This window comes from Levilactobacillus tujiorum, from assembly GCF_012641185.1.
GTDB classification, from domain to species: domain Bacteria; phylum Bacillota; class Bacilli; order Lactobacillales; family Lactobacillaceae; genus Levilactobacillus; species Levilactobacillus tujiorum.
The window spans coordinates 84,027-99,721 of the sequence record NZ_JAAXLK010000004.1; the positions used below are offsets into that span (position 1 = coordinate 84,027).

Below are 15,695 nucleotides of genomic sequence, written 5' to 3' on the forward strand. Positions count from 1 at the left end.
TAAGTTACGCGAAAGGAGCCTCGCGATGCTCAAAGTGTTTAATACCATGACTCGCCAAAAAGAAACGTTTGAACCCATTACTCCCGGAGTGGTCAACATGTACGTCTGTGGCCCGACCGTTTACAACTACATTCATATTGGGAATGCGCGGAGTGCAATTGCGTTCGATACGATTCGGCGGTATCTCGAATATCGCGGTTATCAAGTGAAGTATGTATCCAATTTTACCGACGTTGATGACAAGATGATTAATCAAGCCAAAAAATTAAAGATTACGGTTGCCGAGTTGGGCGATCGGTTTATTCAAGCGTTCAAGGAAGACACCGCAGCGTTGAATATCGAACCCGCTACGGCTAATCCGCGGGCGACGGAGCATATTCCCGAAATCATTTCGTTTGTTCAAACGCTGATTGATAAGGGGTATGCCTATCCAGTTGATGGGGATGTTTATTACCGGGCGCACAAGTTTGCCCACTATGGTGAACTGTCTCATCAAAATTTGGATGAATTAGAAGAAGGGGCCTCGCAGCACACCGCCGACGAAGAAACGGCACGGAAGGAAGATCCCGTGGACTTTGCTTTGTGGAAGGGTGCCAAGCCGGGTGAAATCTCCTGGCCGTCTCCTTGGGGAGCTGGCCGACCGGGGTGGCACATTGAATGCTCAGTGATGTCGACCCACTACCTTGGTGATACCTTTGACATTCACGGTGGCGGCGAGGACTTAACTTTCCCCCACCATGAAAATGAAATTGCTCAGAGTGAAGCAAAGACGGGCAAGACCTTCGTGCACTACTGGTTACACAATGGGTTCGTCACGGTTGGTGATGAAAACGAAAAGATGAGTAAGTCGTTGGGCAACTTTGTCACCGTTCATGATATCTTGAAGACGGTGGATCCCCAAACGTTGCGGTTCTTCATGGCAACGACCCAGTACCGTCGGCCAATTCAGTACAGTCAACGGAATCTGGACACGGCTGAACGCAACTTACAGCGGTTGCAGACGGCCTACGACAATATGGGCTATCGTCTGAAGGATGCTGAAGATGGCAACGATCCTAAGGTGGAACAGGAGACGCGGCAAATTATTGCGGATTATAATGATGCGATGGACGATGACTTTAATGTTCAAAATGGGGTTGCGGAAGTCCATGAGCTCGCGCGGTTAGGGAATGTCTACGCGGAACGGCCAGTCGTCTTCAGTGGCACGCTGACCTTTATTCGCCAGACGCTGACTGATTTGCTAGGCGTATTTGGCGTGAAATTAGCAGCGGCAGCGACGTTGGACGACGATCGGATTCAAAAGTTAATTGATGAACGGTTGGCTGCGCGTCAGAACAGAAACTTTGAACGTAGCGATGAGATTCGTGAACAATTGAAAAATCAAGGAATTATCTTGGAAGACACGCCGCAAGGGACGCGTTGGAGAAAGGAAAATTAATGACTGAACAGACAGAACAAGTCGATTTTCGACAGTTAAACGGGGTGGCGTTGGCCTACATGGGAGATGCCGCTTATGAGGTAATCATTCGGCAACACTTGATTGCGGAGGGCTTAGCTAAACCCAATCATTTGCAGAAGAAGGCCACGCACTATGTTTCGGCCAAGGCCCAGGCTGCGCTGATTGATCTGATGGAAACTGATGATATCTTGAGTGATGAAGAGTGGACGATGTTCAAACGCGGGCGGAATGCTAAGAGCTACACCCACGCGAAGAATACGGACGTGGTGACGTATCGCATTTCAACTGGGTTTGAAGCGCTGATGGGCTACCTGGCCCTCAGTGGCTGTCAAGACCGGGTGAATGAATTAGGTAAATGGTGCATTGAACAAGTGGAAGCGGGGCGAACTGAGAAATGAGACCAGAATCAGACAATGATAGCGCAAATGACTTTGTGATTGGCCGTCACCCAGCGGTCGCGGCGTTACGCAGCCAACAGACCATTAACAAGGTTTTCTTGCAGAGCGGCTTGAAGGCCGAAGCAATTGATGAGATTCGGCAATTGGCTAAGAAACGCCATTTGGTCATCTCTGAAGTGCCCAAGCAGAAGCTGGATCAACTGACGGATCATCAAAACCATCAAGGGGTGGCCCTAGGCGTTGCGGCCTTTGAATATGCTAGCATCGATGATTTGTTTGCTAAAGCCGAAGCTGCTGGTGAAGCACCGTTCTTCCTGATTTTGGATGGGGTGGAAGACCCACATAATCTGGGTTCAATCCTCAGAACGGCTGATGCCAGCGGGGTGCACGGTATTATTATTCCCAAACGTCGGGCGGTCGGCCTGACGTCTACGGTAGCCAAGACATCGACTGGTGCGATTGAAACGGTGCCAGTGGCGCGGGTGACTAACCTCGTGAACACGGTCCATGATCTGAAGGAACGTGGCATGTGGATCTTTGGGACGGATATGTCCGGCACTGACTACCGTGATTGGAACGCTAAGGGTGCTGTGGGCTTGATCATTGGTAATGAAGGCAAGGGGATTTCCCGGCTACTAAAGGAAACGGTCGATGAGATGTTGACTATTCCAATGGTTGGTTCGGTGCAGAGCCTGAATGCCAGCGTTGCCGCTGGTCTCCTGATGTACCAAGGCTTTAGCTCACGGCATCCGGTACAACACTGAACGAAGGGATGAGCGTGGGAAAATGAAAGAAGATATTCTGATTGTCGACGCCTATAATATGATCGGCAACTGGCCCAAGCTCAACCGATTAAAGCTTAGTGATCGGTTACCAGAGGCCAGAGACCTGCTCCTGACCATGTTGGCCAATTATAAGAAGCTCCGTGATACCTCGATTACCGTGGTCTTTGATGCGATGTATGTGCCCGGAATTTCCAAGAGTTACCAGCAATTTGATCTGGAAGTTGTGTGGACCAATCGGGACGAGACTGCCGATAGTTACATTGAACGAATCGCGAAGGAACGGCAAACCCGCTTTACGCAGGTCACCGTTGCGACGAGTGATCAGGCGGAACAGTGGACGATCTTTTCTGAAGGGGCTCTCCGGATTCCGGCTGGTGAACTGCTCCGCGATATTGAACGGGCGCAAAATGAAGTGAAGCAAACGGCCCGCGAATTTGCCGATAAAGGGCTGGTGCGTAAATCGCCGTGGAATGATCAACAGTTGTTTAAGCTGGAGAAATTGCGCGATGAGATGATGGCCCAACCGGACCGGCCTAAGAAGCCGAAACACTAACGACGAAAGTAAGGACAGAATCGCTTTTCCTCGGGTGAGGGGAAAGGGATGCTGTCCTTTTTACTAGTAAATCTAAAGGTTGAAACTTAAAAAGGCTCTGTAAAGGCCGCAACATTACGCTTGAATGATTGAAAAATAGATGATCTCTTCCGCCTTGCCGTTCGCCAAATTTGAGCTGGATCGCTGTGGGGAGGACGGCTAGAGCCATAGAGCGGTCTCTAGCCTCGCTTTGAACCGAAGAACACGTGTCAAAGTCGCCATTTACCAAGGAAACCACTTGGTATATCCCACGGCTGAGCTCAAATTTAGCTCACTCTCGGCTACACAGAGATTGTCATCTATATTTGCCGAGTGCTGATGTACCAAGCGATTAAACCAATTTGTTAGTCAAAAAACTAGCTTAACCGGAGGAGAGCAGAGATGGAGCCAGCTGTGTCAACGGTGTTAGCCGATTCTTGGCTTACAGCGTGGGACGTGTTTGGAGATCGGTGAACTTCCGAGCTTCAAACCGAGCCGGAGGACCGCTTCTCAGGCCGCAGGCGTTCCCCACAGCAGGCGGAATCTCTGACAGCCGTAGGTGACGGGTTTAGACCCTTTCAACCTTTAGTAATAAATTTAAAATTAAACAGGCGTTCGCTCGGCCTACTGCCACCCCTCCTTTAGACTAAGGGTAAGCTTTCTAGGAGGGATTCTATGACCGAACTTACTGATCAACAACTGCTCGCTTTAATCCGTCAATCGTTGGATTCACCAGCATTGTTAGTTCTATTTGACCGCTATCGCCCGGTTCTATATAAGCTTCAGCACCGCTACTTTATTCCCGGCTATGATCGTGATGATTGGGAACAAGAAGCCCTCTTGGTATTCTGCCGCGTGGCTCAGCGGTTTGAGGTGGCCCGGCAAAAGAGCTTTGGTGCCTTTTACCGCCAAGCGTTACGCTTTCGGGTGTACGATCTGATTCGGCGGGTGCAAACGAAGAAGCGCGTTGACGACCGCCAAGCAATTTCGTTAGAAGCCAATCGGACGTTTATCAGTGAGACCATTCGGGATGGACGGTGGTGTCTGGGGCAACGACTGGAGGTACAAGAGGCGGTCATCCAGTTGGCCCCGTTACTGTCACCAGTAGAACATGCCGTGTTCGGGGCCTTGTTGCGGGGACGTACGCTCCACACGATCAGTCAGGATCAACAGCTGTCGTTTGCCCAGACCACGCGCGCGGCGAATCGGAGCCGCCAGAAGTTGCGGCAACTCATGGCCGAGTGATTGACTGACAGTAGAGACCATGGTAAACTACATCAGTATGAGTTGAACATGATTTGATCAAAGGTGGTGGCAAGATGGCTCAACGAAAGATTGCTTTGGCCTGCTCAGTATGTGGGTCGCGAAACTACACCATCACAGCAAGTGCAACCCGCACGAAGCGACTAGAGGTTATGAAGTTTTGTAAGTATTGCGGTAAGCATACGCTGCACCGTGAAACACGTTAATTTGACTATTTGGTAGACAACATTTTACATTTTAGGAGGCAACACCATGCGTTTATTCCGTTTCCTTAAAGCGGTCGGACAAGAAATGAAGCAGGTTTCTTGGCCTGGTCCTAAGCAAACTCGGCACGATACTGGCACTGTGATTGGGATCTCAATTTTATTCGCGATCTTCTTCGCAGTGGTTGATTGGGTCGTTCAATACGGCTTAAAGTTCATTGCCTAGGTGAATTTGTCGGTGGTCAAACGCGGCAAAATATGGTATATTGTTAGCAACGGGAACTTCGTGTATTTGCGGAGTTTTTTTATTTTGGACGAAAAAGTCAATTAATTAAAGGAGTGCAACACATGGTTGAGTCAGCTGAAAAGCAATGGTACGTGCTTCACACGTACGCCGGTTACGAAAACAAGGTTATGGCAAACTTGGAATCCCGGGCCGAATCAATGGGGATGCAAGACAACATTTTCCGCGTCGTCGTTCCTGAAGAAGAGGAACACGAAGTTAAGAATGGTAAGGACAAGGTTACCATGGAAAAGACGTTCCCTGGTTATGTCTTGGTTGAAATGGTCATGAGTGACCAAGCTTGGTACATCGTGCGGAACACGCCTGGTGTTACTGGTTTCTTGGGTTCTCACGGACAAGGAAGTAAGCCAACGCCATTATTACCGGATGAAGTTGAACGGATTCTGCGGCGTGTGGGTATCTCTGCACGGCATGCTGACCTGGACGTTGCGCCTGGCGATTCGGTCACGATTGTGGACGGCGCCTTCAGTGGTTTAGTTGGTAAGATTACGGAAGTCGACAACGAAAAGATGAAGTTGAAGGTTAACATCGACATGTTCGGTCGTGAGACCAGCACGGAACTTAACTTCGATCAAGTCGACCCGATCTTAGGCTAGACGCTGACATGGCAGTCTCTGGTAGTGGCGTTAGCGGCTACCGGAGATTTTCAGAAAAGAACTTGTTGCGGTTAGTAAAGTGTGGTATGATTCTCTGGTATGCGTGACGCATATTTTTCAAAGTGGGAGGGGCAAACTAACAGCCCCACTTACCACACACGGACTCAAGGAGGTATTGTCTCGTGGCTAAAAAAGTAGCTAATGTCGTTAAATTACAAATTCCTGCGGGTAAAGCAACCCCAGCTCCCCCAGTTGGACCAGCTTTAGGTCAAGCAGGTATCAACATCATGGGCTTCACTAAGGAATTCAACGCTCGTACCGCTGACCAAGCTGGTATGCTGATTCCTGTTGTGATCAGTGTCTATGAAGATCGTTCCTTTGATTTCATCACCAAGACTCCTCCAGCAGCTGTACTGTTGAAGAAGGCTGCTGGTGTTGAAAGTGGTTCCGGCGAACCTAACACGAAGAAGGTTGCTACTGTAACCAAGGATCAAGTTAAGCAAATCGCTGAAACTAAAATGCAAGATCTAAACGCAGCTGACGTTGAAGCAGCTATGCGCATGATTGAAGGTACTGCCCGGAGCATGGGCTTCACGGTCGAAGGTTAAGCTCAGTTTTCGGATAGTCGGACACTTCACGAAAATGAAATGTGTCAAGTGGGAGGTTTATCCGTTACAACCACATTTGCAAGGAGGAATACACAAAAATGGCTCACAAACGAGGTAAGAAGTATCAAGACGCTGCCAAAATGGTCGAGGCTGACAAGGTCTACGGCATGGACGACGCAATTGATTTAGTTAAGAAGATGGATTTCGCTAAGTTCGATGCAACTGTTGAAGTTGCTTTCAAGCTTAACGTTGACACGAAGCAAGCGGACCAACAACTCCGTGGCGCACTGGTACTGCCAAACGGTACTGGTAAGGAAACGACGGTTGTCGTATTCGCCAAGGGTGATCAAGCTAAGGCTGCAGAAGCTGCCGGTGCTGACGTTGTTGGGGAACAAGACTTAGTAGAACGCATCCAAGACGGCTGGTTGGACTTTGACGTTGCCATTGCAACGCCAGACATGATGGCCCAAGTTGGTCGTTTAGGCCGTGTCTTAGGACCTAAGGGCTTAATGCCTAACCCTAAGACGGGTACGGTTACGATGAACGTCGAAAAGGCTGTTTCCGACGCTAAGAACGGGCAAGTTACTTACCGGACTGACCGGGACGGTAACGTTGCTGTTCCATTTGGTAAGGTTTCCTTTGATGCTGACAAGCTTGCCGGCAACTTGAAGACCATTGCCGAAACGATTGTACGTATTCGCCCAGCCGCTGTGCGTGGGACTTACGTTCAACACGTTTCAATTTCTTCAACGTTCGGCCCTAGTGTCGACGTTGACTTGGCTTCCTTATTAGCCTAAGTTAACCACAAATAAAAAAATCCCTCATGATGCGTTGACAGTAATGTTAAAGTATTGTATGCTATTGAAGTTGTATTTAATAGATCTACCTAAGACTCAGGTGGCCTAATGGTCTTAATTTCCTGCCGAGGCAGAAGTTTACTTAAACTTTTGACTCCTTATGTCTTGGTGGCATAGGGATTTTTTTATCCCACCAAACTACTCCGGGAGGTGAACAATTTGAGTGAACAAGCTATTGCAATTAAGTCTAAAAAGGTTGATGAGGTTGTTGAAAAATTCAACAACGCCACCAGTGCTATCGTCGTTGACTACCGTGGTTTAACTGTTGAACAAGTTACTGACTTACGGAAGCAATTACGTGATGCCGGCGTTCACATGAGCGTTATCAAGAACAAGATTTTGGTCCGTGCCGCAGAAAAGGCTGGCTACGAAGGTTTAAACGAACTCTTCGCTGGTCCTACTGCCGTTGCTTTCTCTGACGAGGATCCAATCGCACCAGCTAAGATCTTGAAGAACTTTGCGGACAGCGTTGATGCTCTTGAAATCAAGGGTGGTTACATCGAAGACAAGATCATGTCTATCGACGAAATCAACACTTACGCTACCTTGCCTAGTCGTGAAGACCTGCTCTCTATGCTGGCTAATGTCTTACAAGCACCAGTACGGAACGTGGCTTACGCTGTTAAGGCAATTGCTGAAAAGGGTGACGAAGGCGACGCAGCCTAAGTACTCGTTTCAGATTGAACTATAAACTAAAACCCAATTATTGGAGGAAAATAACATGGCTTTTGATAAAGATGCTATCATCGCTTCTCTTAAAGAAGCATCCATTACTGACCTTAACGACTTAGTTAAGGGTATCGAAGACGAATTCGGCGTATCCGCTGCTGCCCCAGTTGCTGCAGCCGGTGCTGCTGGTGGCGACGCTGCTGCCAAGGATTCATTCGACGTTGAATTAACTGAATCTGGTGACGCCAAGGTTAAGGCTATCAAGGCTGTCCGTGAAATCACTGGTTTAGGTTTGAAGGACGCTAAGGGTCTTGTTGACAACGTACCATCTGTCATCAAGGAAGGCGCTACTGAAGACGAAGCTAACGACATCAAGGAAAAGCTTGAAGCCGTTGGTGGTACTGTTACTCTTAAGTAATTCTACCTTAAACGAAAGTCGTTGCCTGCGGGTAGCGGCTTTTTTATTTTGTCCCAAATTTGATTGGAACCCTAAATATTTAGGATAGCCTGAACTTTCAATGGTATAATGATGGTTATCCATAAAGGTGTGGGGAAGATATCTTTTTTCGGGGAAGAGGGGATTCATGATGCACAAGGGGATTGTTCGTCAGATTTGGTTCTGGAGTGGGTTTATTCTAGGACTCTATGCGTTACTCGTATTTTCTAGCATGCCCATGTTAGGACTCATTCAGTGGGGCGGGCTACCGGGGGTGCTGAACAACGTCGGTATTCGGGTGTTAGGGACCCTGGTGCTGATTGTCTTCAGTGCGTTGGTGGTCTGGTGGATCTACCGGTACCGAACCGATCTGTGGTTACGCCAGGTGATGACCAAACAACACGTGGTGTGGTCAATCATGGTTGCTGGGATTGGCGCGATTGCTTTAGGGATCGTTGCGGCAACGTTAGGAATTTCCGACGGTCAGGATTTGCCGCCGTTGTTGCCCGGGGTGCTGGTGAGGGTCGTCGTGGGCGCATTCACGGTTTTTGTATTTTCGCTGTTGTCCGTATGGGTCTTTCAGGGAATGCTGCAGGAGCGCCTCAATCGTTTGCCAGACTTCCCTAGTTGGGCCGCGGTGGTATTACCGATCATTTGCTACATCCTAGTTGCCTGGGGAACGTGGAGTGATAACATGTCTTCACTGATTATTAGCATTGCCGTGGCGGGGATCTACCAGGTCACGCGTGATTGGCAATGTTCCTGGCTGGTGATGGCAATCTTGGCCGCGGTGACGTTAGGCCTGCCAAACCTGGGCATTGGTTAAGCCAGTAACTGAGGATCAATTGAACAGAGGATCAGACTGGGCGTCAGTTGCTCAGTCTTTTTTCGTGGAACGAGGTGCCATACGAAAAAAATATGCACTTACAATTAGTTAGTGGAAACGGGGCTGGCCCGCGCTTTATAGCCCGTCTACTTACTTTTAGTTATCAAATGATTGACCAATTATCATTGTACTTAGTTAACCCCCATGGTAAGCTGACTCTCGTAGATAACTGAAAATTAGGAGGCCCACCCATGTCAGTAAAAATTGGTGTTATTCTTGGTAGTACCCGGACGAAGTCACTTGGCGAAAAGCTCTTTAAGTATTTACAGCAAGCGATGCCCACGGCCGGTGTTGACTTTACGTGGATAGATTTGAAAGACTATCCGCTGCCGTTTTATGACCACGCTGAAACCCCGCTCTCGGAGACAATTCAGGGCTTAACGCCAGTCGAATCACAGTGGTTGGAGGTGCTTAAGCAGCAAGACGGTTATGTTATTTTGAGTCCGGAATACGATCACGCAATTACGGGGAGTTTGAAGAATGCCTTAGACTTCGTGGGCCCCGAGACGGATCATAAGCCCGTACAAGTCGTCACGTATTCTAAGTACAGTGATGGTGGGATGTTGGCAGCGGCCTCCATCGTGGGTATTTTGCAAATGCTCAAGATGATGGTGCTCCCGTCGCCAGTGTTATTGTGGGATGCCGAAGCCAACTTTACTGCTGAAGGGCAACTCGTCGCGACGGCGCCTAACAGTGCCCATTTTGCTAAACGGTTGGCAGCGGCCTTTGCGGAGCTTATCCATTACGCAACAATTATGAAGGATCATCCCTATCAACCATAGGAGAAATTAAACGAATAGAAGTCACGTAAGGTGGGGTGCAAGTTGCCCGACCTTTTTTGACGGCCGTCCCAGCACGATAATGACGAACCAGCTAGCGTGAACCTTGCGGAAAACTGAAGATTTGTGAATGGGGATAGGCAGTCGGGGTGTCTTGCGGTAAGCTGAGGTCATTAGTGAATGATCAGGGGAGGTTCCGTGATGGGTGAGATGATTTTGGTGGTGGAGGACGATGCGGCGTTATTGGCCTCAGTCACTATGGAATTACAATTTGAGGGGTATACCGTACTGAACGCTAAGGATGGTCGGGCGGCGCTAGAGATTTATGAAAACAATCGCGGCCAGTTGGATTTAATTATTTTAGACTGGATGCTACCGGAACTCGACGGACTGGGCGTGTTGCGACGAATTCGCCGTAGCGACGACCTGCCCATCATGATGATGACGGCGCGCGACTACGTCAGTGATAAGGTGACAGGACTCGATATGGGGGCCGATGATTATATTACGAAGCCGTTTGACTTGGAAGAATTGCTCGCTAGAATTCGGGTCGTCTTGCGGCACCAACGACAGCAAAAGCCCGTCGCTGAACAGCTACGGGTGGGGCATCTGCTGCTGGATCGGCGCAGTCGCCAAGTCCGTAACGATGGGGACTTAATCCAACTGACGCAGCGGGAGTATGAGCTGCTCCTCTGCTTGATGAAAAATGCGGGACAAACGTTGTCCCGTGACCAGCTGCTGGATCAAGTCTGGGGCGTTGATTTTGACGGGCAACCGAATATTGTCGACGTTTACGTGCGCTATTTGCGGAATAAATTAGCAGCGGCCCACGTTCCCGATGTGATTCACACGGTGCGGGGCGTAGGGTACCTGCTGTCGACGGAATACGTGGGGTGAGCAGATGACCAAACCACAGACAACGGCGCGTGAGATTCGTAAACGGTTTATCGGTATGCTGGTGTTGGCAACGTTGGTGATGGGGACGGCAATTATTACCGTTGTGGGTTACCAGCAGGTCCGGCAGACCCAGCAGTCGGCCACACGCCTCATGACGGGATTGAGACATTCAGTCATTGATAATCAGCCGGACTGGCATTGGTGGCGGCGGTACAGTGCTATCAATACGATTGATACCTACGTCCGGGTCACCAACCATGAGGATCAGACGACGCAGCGTTATTATTCGCCGTTTACTCGAGAATTCCTGTCGTTAGACCGGCATCAGGTATTGGGGACGCGGGCGGTTGCGTACACCCCGGAATTTGGGTTTACCTATTATCGCCAAAGTTACCATCGCGGTAATCGGTTAGAAATTTGGTTGAATTTGACGCCAATCATCGAGACCCTGTTGACGGTGGTAATCGTCGTCTTACTCGTGATGGCGGCGACGATTCTGCTAGGGAGTGCCTACGTCCGCGTCATGGCACGAAAGATCACTCAGCCCCTCGCCAGTCTAAACGTCGCGGCGCAGGCACAGACGCAACAGCATGAAAAGAAAATGACGTTACCGGTGCCCAACCAGCCGGTCGAGGTCCAGGAACTGGCGGAGAGTTTCAACGCACTTTTGCAGACAGTCAATGACCACGCGGTTCAGGAACGCCAATTCACGTCCAATGCCGCGCATGAGTTACGCACACCCATTGCGGCGATCTTAACGCACGTTCAGTTGTTGAAGCGGCGGGCCGCGGAGCATCCAGAGATCGTGCCACAGTCCATCGCATTCATTGGTGAGGAGTCGTTGCGCATGAAGCAACTCGTAGACAGCCTCTTAACGTTGTCCCGCGCCGATCGGGCCGTCTTAACAATGGCACCGACGGATCTAGCGGCCGTGGTCCAAGACGTGGTGGCCACGGAACGCTTGCTGATTAAGCAGCCCTTGACCTTTCAGGGAACGGCTATTCTGGTGATGGGCAACGCGGAGAGCATTGCGCAGATTTTGACGGCGCTGATTGATAATGCGGCGAAATATTCGCCCGAGACTGCGCCCATCACCGTTCAGATTAGCACGACACCGACTGCCCATCAGGTGGTGGTCAAAGACCAAGGGATGGGGATTAGTGACGCCCACAAGGCCCATATCTTTGAGCGCTTTTACCGGGTTGATGCCGCGCGTACGCCAGCGATCGCGGGGACCGGACTGGGATTAGCCATCGTCGCACAGCTGGTGAAGGCGAACCAGGGAACAATTACGGTTAGCGATAATCAGCCGCAGGGGAGCCAGTTTACGCTCAGTTTTCCTCGGCAGCAGGTACACTCTGAGAAAATCTCAGAATAAATTCCTTTTTACCCTATTTTTTAAACAGTGGCGGTCGACTATGATAAGGACATTCAGTTGCCAATGGTCGACCGCCTTTTGAGGTGTTAGGGGAAATCAACCGTGGCCGGTGACTGAACGTGGTGGTCATTGGGGTGATCATTGGGGGATGATTTCATGAATTTTGTAGCTATCAGTGACAGGGGACGAGTAAAATGGCAGCACCGATGTTTCTGAGGAGAGACACGGTGTGGCCGCTACAAGCAAGCTAACACAGATAAGTCAGGGGATATGGGGATTGACCCTGACGAGAATGGTCAATAGAGTAACGGAGATTTTACCGGGGAAACTGGAAGGTCGGGCGTAGAGGCGCCGGCCTTTTTTGGTAAGTCAGTTAACCTAACGACTGATTGGCCCTTTGCCTTGATTGTGTTTCGGCCGCGGCATTGCGATAATGGAGAACTACGGGGGGATTATTATGGGGAAAAGACTATGGTTAGCAATTCAGAAACGGATGACGTTGATTAAGAGCTTGTTTATGTTTTCCGTCTTGCTCTTTATCATTCGTGAGGTGGGTCGCGTGGCCCATGAGGTTAGTGGTCAACAAGTGAGAACCGTGCTGGCGTCACTGAGCTGGGGGACCTTAGTGTTGCTACTAGTCGGTGGTTTTATTGCCGTCTTGCCGATGTTAATCTATGACTTCACCATAGTCGAATTTTTGCCGGGCGACTTTTCGCGGGGATACATCGTCCGTAGTGGTTGGGTGACCAATACCTTCACCAACTTGATGGGGATGGGGGGCTTACTAGGTGCCAGTCTCCGGGCTAATTTTTACTCGCAGTCGGCGACTAAAAAGCAGGTAGTCTATGCAATTTCTAAGATTGCCCTGTTCTTACTTGCGGGGCTGTCTCTGTCCTGTTGGGTCGCCTTGATCTTGCTGTTTGGCTTTGACGTGGGCCGACCCTATCAGGGCTACTGGCTATGGCTATTGGGTGGGGGGCTCTACTTCCCCGGGCTCTTCCTCTTCACGCGGTTAAATGACAGCGCGTTCTTTAAGGACCTCACGTGGTCGCGAGAATTACGCTTGATCATTGGGTCGAGCTTGGAATGGGGCGGCTGTGCCCTCTTCTTCCTCCTAATTGGTTGGGCCTTACGCCTACAGTTGGATTTGGCGGCCGTTTTCCCGATGTTCGTGGTTGCTTCCGTAGCTGGTGTGGTTTCCATGATTCCTGGTGGTCTGGGTAGTTTTGATGTCTTCATGATCCTGGGATTAGGCATGTTGGGCGTCAGTCGCGCTGATGCGGCGGGGTGGCTGCTCCTGTACCGCCTGTTCTATTACTTGGTGCCGTTTGGTGTTGGGGTCGGGTTATTCTTCCACGACGCCGGTCGACGCTTGAACCGGTTCTTAAATGGTTTGCCAGTGGCCGCGTTACGCCGGAGTGCCCACCTGTTTGTTACGACCTTCATGTATTTTTCAGGCGTGATGATGCTACTGTACGCCACGATTCCGGATGTCGTCTTAACCAATCATCTCTATATTCGATTAGTCCCCTACATGTTTTACTTTCTCGATCAAGTGTCTAATATCATTGTGGCCTTTCTCTTAATTGGCTTGGCTCGCGGTATTGGTGCCCGGGTGAAACGCGCCTTCTGGCCAACGTTGGTTGTACTGGCGATTGCGATCGGTAACACGCTGTGGCGGGAAAATTTTCCTGGTGGATTAGCCGTCTTGCTCGGGTTAGTATTAGCTTGCTTGTTGTTTGCGCGCCCCGAGCTTTATCGGGAAGGCTTTCACTACTCGTGGGGCGGCCTGCTCATTGACGGTAGTATTTACGTGGGGACCTTCCTCTTGTACACCGTCTTAGGCCTGTCGACCTTTAGTGGCAGTCATCACCGGCCGTGGTTGCCGCAGAGTTGGCTGTTGCCGTCAACTCAGGTATGGCTAAATGGCCTGGGCGGGTTACTGGTCGCATTGCTGATTCTCGTGGGGATTTATCGGTATTTGGCTCGGTCACGGTCAGCTTGGCTGCAACAGCCCTTTGACGCCGAGCGGGTGCGCGCCTTAATTCGCCAATTCGGTGGCAATGAGATTAGCCACTTGGCCTTCTTGCGCGATAAGCAATTGTACTTCTACCAGGAAGATGGCGCGGACCAACTCCTCTTGTTGTACCGCCAGCGCGCAGATAAGTTGTTAGTTATGGGGGAACCGATTGGCAATCAAACCAAGCTAGGGCCGGCCCTTAAGCAATTCATGCAGGAGGCCGATCTCGCTGGCTTACGGCCCGTCTTCTATGAAATCAGTGAAAACTTGACGTTGCGGTTACACGAGATGGGATTTGACTTTATTAAAGTTGGTGAGGAAGGTCACGTTGATTTAGCCACGTTCAGCTTAGCTGGTCGCGCGCACAAAGGAGAACGGGCGCTAGTGAATAAGTTCCGGCGGGAAGGGTACACCTGTGAGATTCTACAACCGCCGCTGAACGATGAAGACTTTGCGGCATTGCAGGAGATTTCAGCGTCGTGGCTAGGAGATCAGACTGAGAAGGGCTTCTCGATGGGCTTCTTTGATCGTGCCTACCTCGATGAGGCGCCAATTGCGGTGATGAAGAATGCGACTGGAGAAATTGTCGCGTTCGCCAATTTGATGCCCACGGGGGATCGGAAGATGACGTCGATTGACCTGATGCGTGAACGGCACGACGCCCCATCAGGCATCATGGATGGCCTCTTCGTCTACCTGTTTGAGCTTTGCCGTGACCAGGGATATCGGGGGTTCAATCTGGGGATGGCGCCGTTGGCCAACGTGGGTGTGTCTAATTTTAGCTTTATTGAAGAGCGGGCAGCCCACCTCATCTACCAGTATGGGTCCAGCGTCTATAGTTTCCAGGGGCTGCGGGCGTATAAGGAGAAATACGTCACAACTTGGCAGCCTAAATACCTGGCTTATCGACGGCGGGCGTCATTGATCTTTACGATGCTACAGTTGATGTTCGTGATTAATCGCCCAGCTATGGCTCCGAAGACGCGGTTGGTGCCGCGGTGGTTGGACCGCTGGTTAACCGACGAGATCAACTGGCAGAATCGCCGGTGAGCCGAGAAACTTAGGGTCAAAAAAAACGAGCAGTTACGCTCGCTTGCTACAATGTTTTTATGATTTTGGTGGCATGGCACAGATAAAACTTCCTGTTGTGTTTAAGCAAAGACAGACTGCGTGATCGTTGCCTTACCGTTCGCCAAATTTAGGCTGGAACGCTGTGGGTAGGACGGTCAGAGCCTAAGAGCGGTCTCTGACCTCGCTTTGAGCCGCAGAGCACGTCTCAAAGGCGCCATTTACCAAGTTGAACCACTTGGTAAATCCCACGACTGAGCCTAAATTTGACTCACTCACGGCGGAATGGTCTAGGTTGCTTCAAGTACAACGATCCCATTACGCCTTAAAACTAAATATTGAGGTGGATCACTGATACAACCAGAGGAGGTCAATGATGGAGGTAGCTGTGTCGACGCTGTTGACCGAGGTTCCTCACTCGGTTTACAGCGTGGGACGTGTTGGGAGACTGGCGGTTTTAGTCAGGCTCCCAACCGAGCCGGAGGGCCGCTTCTCAGACCGCAGGCGATCCCCACAGC

17 protein-coding genes and 1 other annotated feature are annotated in these 15,695 nt (G+C 50.3%); all 17 genes read left to right on the forward strand.

The window, feature by feature from the left end; all coding sequences use genetic code 11:
- The first annotated feature begins 25 nt into the window (after positions 1–25).
- The 17 genes from cysS (at position 26) to mprF (ending at position 15,159) form a co-directional block, all read left to right on the forward strand.
- Entirely contained in the window at positions 26–1,438 is a 1,413-nt protein-coding gene (gene cysS / locus HF569_RS03070) for a cysteine--tRNA ligase (protein WP_168849636.1), read from the forward strand.
- Complete coding sequence (locus HF569_RS03075; RefSeq protein WP_168901273.1) at positions 1,438–1,857, forward strand: Mini-ribonuclease 3; 420 nt, start codon at positions 1,438–1,440, stop codon at positions 1,855–1,857. The genes cysS and HF569_RS03075 overlap by 1 nt, the downstream gene beginning before the upstream one ends.
- Positions 1,854–2,621, forward strand: a complete 768-nt coding sequence (gene rlmB / locus HF569_RS03080) for a 23S rRNA (guanosine(2251)-2'-O)-methyltransferase RlmB (RefSeq protein ID WP_168901274.1) — start codon at positions 1,854–1,856, stop codon at positions 2,619–2,621. The genes HF569_RS03075 and rlmB overlap by 4 nt, the downstream gene beginning before the upstream one ends.
- A 22-nt stretch (positions 2,622–2,643) precedes the next feature.
- Positions 2,644–3,195, forward strand: a complete 552-nt coding sequence (locus HF569_RS03085; protein WP_168849633.1) for an NYN domain-containing protein — start codon at positions 2,644–2,646, stop codon at positions 3,193–3,195.
- 693 nt (positions 3,196–3,888) lie between these two features.
- Positions 3,889–4,458 (forward strand): sigma-70 family RNA polymerase sigma factor, encoded by a 570-nt coding sequence (locus HF569_RS03090; RefSeq protein ID WP_168901275.1) that lies wholly within the window; start codon positions 3,889–3,891, stop codon positions 4,456–4,458.
- Positions 4,459–4,532: 74 nt separating this feature from the next.
- A complete protein-coding gene (gene rpmG / locus HF569_RS03095; RefSeq protein WP_082153174.1) occupies positions 4,533–4,682 on the forward strand; it encodes a 50S ribosomal protein L33 in 150 nt (49 codons plus the stop codon).
- A 46-nt stretch (positions 4,683–4,728) separates the two neighbouring features.
- Positions 4,729–4,905, forward strand: coding sequence for a preprotein translocase subunit SecE (gene secE, locus HF569_RS03100; RefSeq protein WP_168849631.1), 177 nt, complete (start codon positions 4,729–4,731; stop codon positions 4,903–4,905).
- 122 nt (positions 4,906–5,027) lie between these two features.
- Complete coding sequence (gene nusG, locus HF569_RS03105; RefSeq protein ID WP_048732452.1) at positions 5,028–5,579, forward strand: transcription termination/antitermination protein NusG; 552 nt, start codon at positions 5,028–5,030, stop codon at positions 5,577–5,579.
- A 182-nt stretch (positions 5,580–5,761) separates the two neighbouring features.
- Complete coding sequence (rplK, locus tag HF569_RS03110; protein ID WP_125683847.1) at positions 5,762–6,187, forward strand: 50S ribosomal protein L11; 426 nt, start codon at positions 5,762–5,764, stop codon at positions 6,185–6,187.
- 98 nt (positions 6,188–6,285) lie between these two features.
- Positions 6,286–6,984: a 50S ribosomal protein L1 gene (gene rplA, locus HF569_RS03115; protein ID WP_168901276.1), complete on the forward strand. Its 699-nt coding sequence runs from the start codon at positions 6,286–6,288 to the stop codon at positions 6,982–6,984.
- A 70-nt stretch (positions 6,985–7,054) separates the two neighbouring features.
- Positions 7,055–7,179: a sequence feature (ribosomal protein L10 leader region), on the forward strand.
- Positions 7,180–7,203: 24 nt separating this feature from the next.
- On the forward strand, positions 7,204–7,710 hold the full coding sequence (rplJ, locus tag HF569_RS03120) for a 50S ribosomal protein L10 (RefSeq protein WP_168901277.1): 507 nt from the start codon (positions 7,204–7,206) through the stop codon (positions 7,708–7,710).
- 55 nt (positions 7,711–7,765) lie between these two features.
- The gene (gene rplL / locus HF569_RS03125) at positions 7,766–8,131 is read left to right on the forward strand and encodes a 50S ribosomal protein L7/L12 (protein ID WP_168849627.1); all 366 of its coding nucleotides are present in this window, start codon (positions 7,766–7,768) and stop codon (positions 8,129–8,131) included.
- A gap of 166 nt (positions 8,132–8,297) precedes the next feature.
- Complete coding sequence (locus tag HF569_RS03130) at positions 8,298–8,975, forward strand: hypothetical protein (protein WP_168901278.1); 678 nt, start codon at positions 8,298–8,300, stop codon at positions 8,973–8,975.
- 251 nt (positions 8,976–9,226) lie between these two features.
- Positions 9,227–9,817, forward strand: a complete 591-nt coding sequence (locus HF569_RS03135) for an NADPH-dependent FMN reductase (RefSeq protein WP_168901279.1) — start codon at positions 9,227–9,229, stop codon at positions 9,815–9,817.
- A 198-nt stretch (positions 9,818–10,015) separates the two neighbouring features.
- Entirely contained in the window at positions 10,016–10,711 is a 696-nt protein-coding gene (locus HF569_RS03140) for a response regulator transcription factor (RefSeq protein ID WP_168901280.1), read from the forward strand.
- Between the two features lie 4 nt (positions 10,712–10,715).
- Positions 10,716–12,089 carry a sensor histidine kinase gene (locus HF569_RS03145; RefSeq protein WP_168901281.1) on the forward strand — a complete coding sequence of 458 codons (1,374 nt, stop codon included), beginning with the start codon at positions 10,716–10,718 and terminating at the stop codon, positions 12,087–12,089.
- A gap of 457 nt (positions 12,090–12,546) precedes the next feature.
- On the forward strand, positions 12,547–15,159 hold the full coding sequence (gene mprF / locus HF569_RS03150) for a bifunctional lysylphosphatidylglycerol flippase/synthetase MprF (RefSeq protein WP_168901282.1): 2,613 nt from the start codon (positions 12,547–12,549) through the stop codon (positions 15,157–15,159).
- The last annotated feature ends 536 nt before the right edge of the window (positions 15,160–15,695 follow it).

What these genes read in the sequence shown, in the direction of transcription:
- rplL (WP_168849627.1), top strand. Translation starts at nt 7,766, where the DNA reads ATGGCTTTTGATAAAGATGCTATCATCGCTTCTCTTAAAGAAGCATCC.
- mprF (WP_168901282.1), top strand. Translation starts at nt 12,547, where the DNA reads ATGGGGAAAAGACTATGGTTAGCAATTCAGAAACGGATGACGTTGATT.
- HF569_RS03090 (WP_168901275.1), top strand. Translation starts at nt 3,889, where the DNA reads ATGACCGAACTTACTGATCAACAACTGCTCGCTTTAATCCGTCAATCG.
- secE (WP_168849631.1), top strand. Translation starts at nt 4,729, where the DNA reads ATGCGTTTATTCCGTTTCCTTAAAGCGGTCGGACAAGAAATGAAGCAG.
- HF569_RS03140 (WP_168901280.1), top strand. Translation starts at nt 10,016, where the DNA reads ATGGGTGAGATGATTTTGGTGGTGGAGGACGATGCGGCGTTATTGGCC.
- HF569_RS03135 (WP_168901279.1), top strand. Translation starts at nt 9,227, where the DNA reads ATGTCAGTAAAAATTGGTGTTATTCTTGGTAGTACCCGGACGAAGTCA.
- HF569_RS03085 (WP_168849633.1), top strand. Translation starts at nt 2,644, where the DNA reads ATGAAAGAAGATATTCTGATTGTCGACGCCTATAATATGATCGGCAAC.
- rpmG (WP_082153174.1), top strand. Translation starts at nt 4,533, where the DNA reads ATGGCTCAACGAAAGATTGCTTTGGCCTGCTCAGTATGTGGGTCGCGA.
- HF569_RS03145 (WP_168901281.1), top strand. Translation starts at nt 10,716, where the DNA reads ATGACCAAACCACAGACAACGGCGCGTGAGATTCGTAAACGGTTTATC.
- cysS (WP_168849636.1), top strand. Translation starts at nt 26, where the DNA reads ATGCTCAAAGTGTTTAATACCATGACTCGCCAAAAAGAAACGTTTGAA.
- rlmB (WP_168901274.1), top strand. Translation starts at nt 1,854, where the DNA reads ATGAGACCAGAATCAGACAATGATAGCGCAAATGACTTTGTGATTGGC.
- rplA (WP_168901276.1), top strand. Translation starts at nt 6,286, where the DNA reads ATGGCTCACAAACGAGGTAAGAAGTATCAAGACGCTGCCAAAATGGTC.
- HF569_RS03075 (WP_168901273.1), top strand. Translation starts at nt 1,438, where the DNA reads ATGACTGAACAGACAGAACAAGTCGATTTTCGACAGTTAAACGGGGTG.
- HF569_RS03130 (WP_168901278.1), top strand. Translation starts at nt 8,298, where the DNA reads ATGATGCACAAGGGGATTGTTCGTCAGATTTGGTTCTGGAGTGGGTTT.
- nusG (WP_048732452.1), top strand. Translation starts at nt 5,028, where the DNA reads ATGGTTGAGTCAGCTGAAAAGCAATGGTACGTGCTTCACACGTACGCC.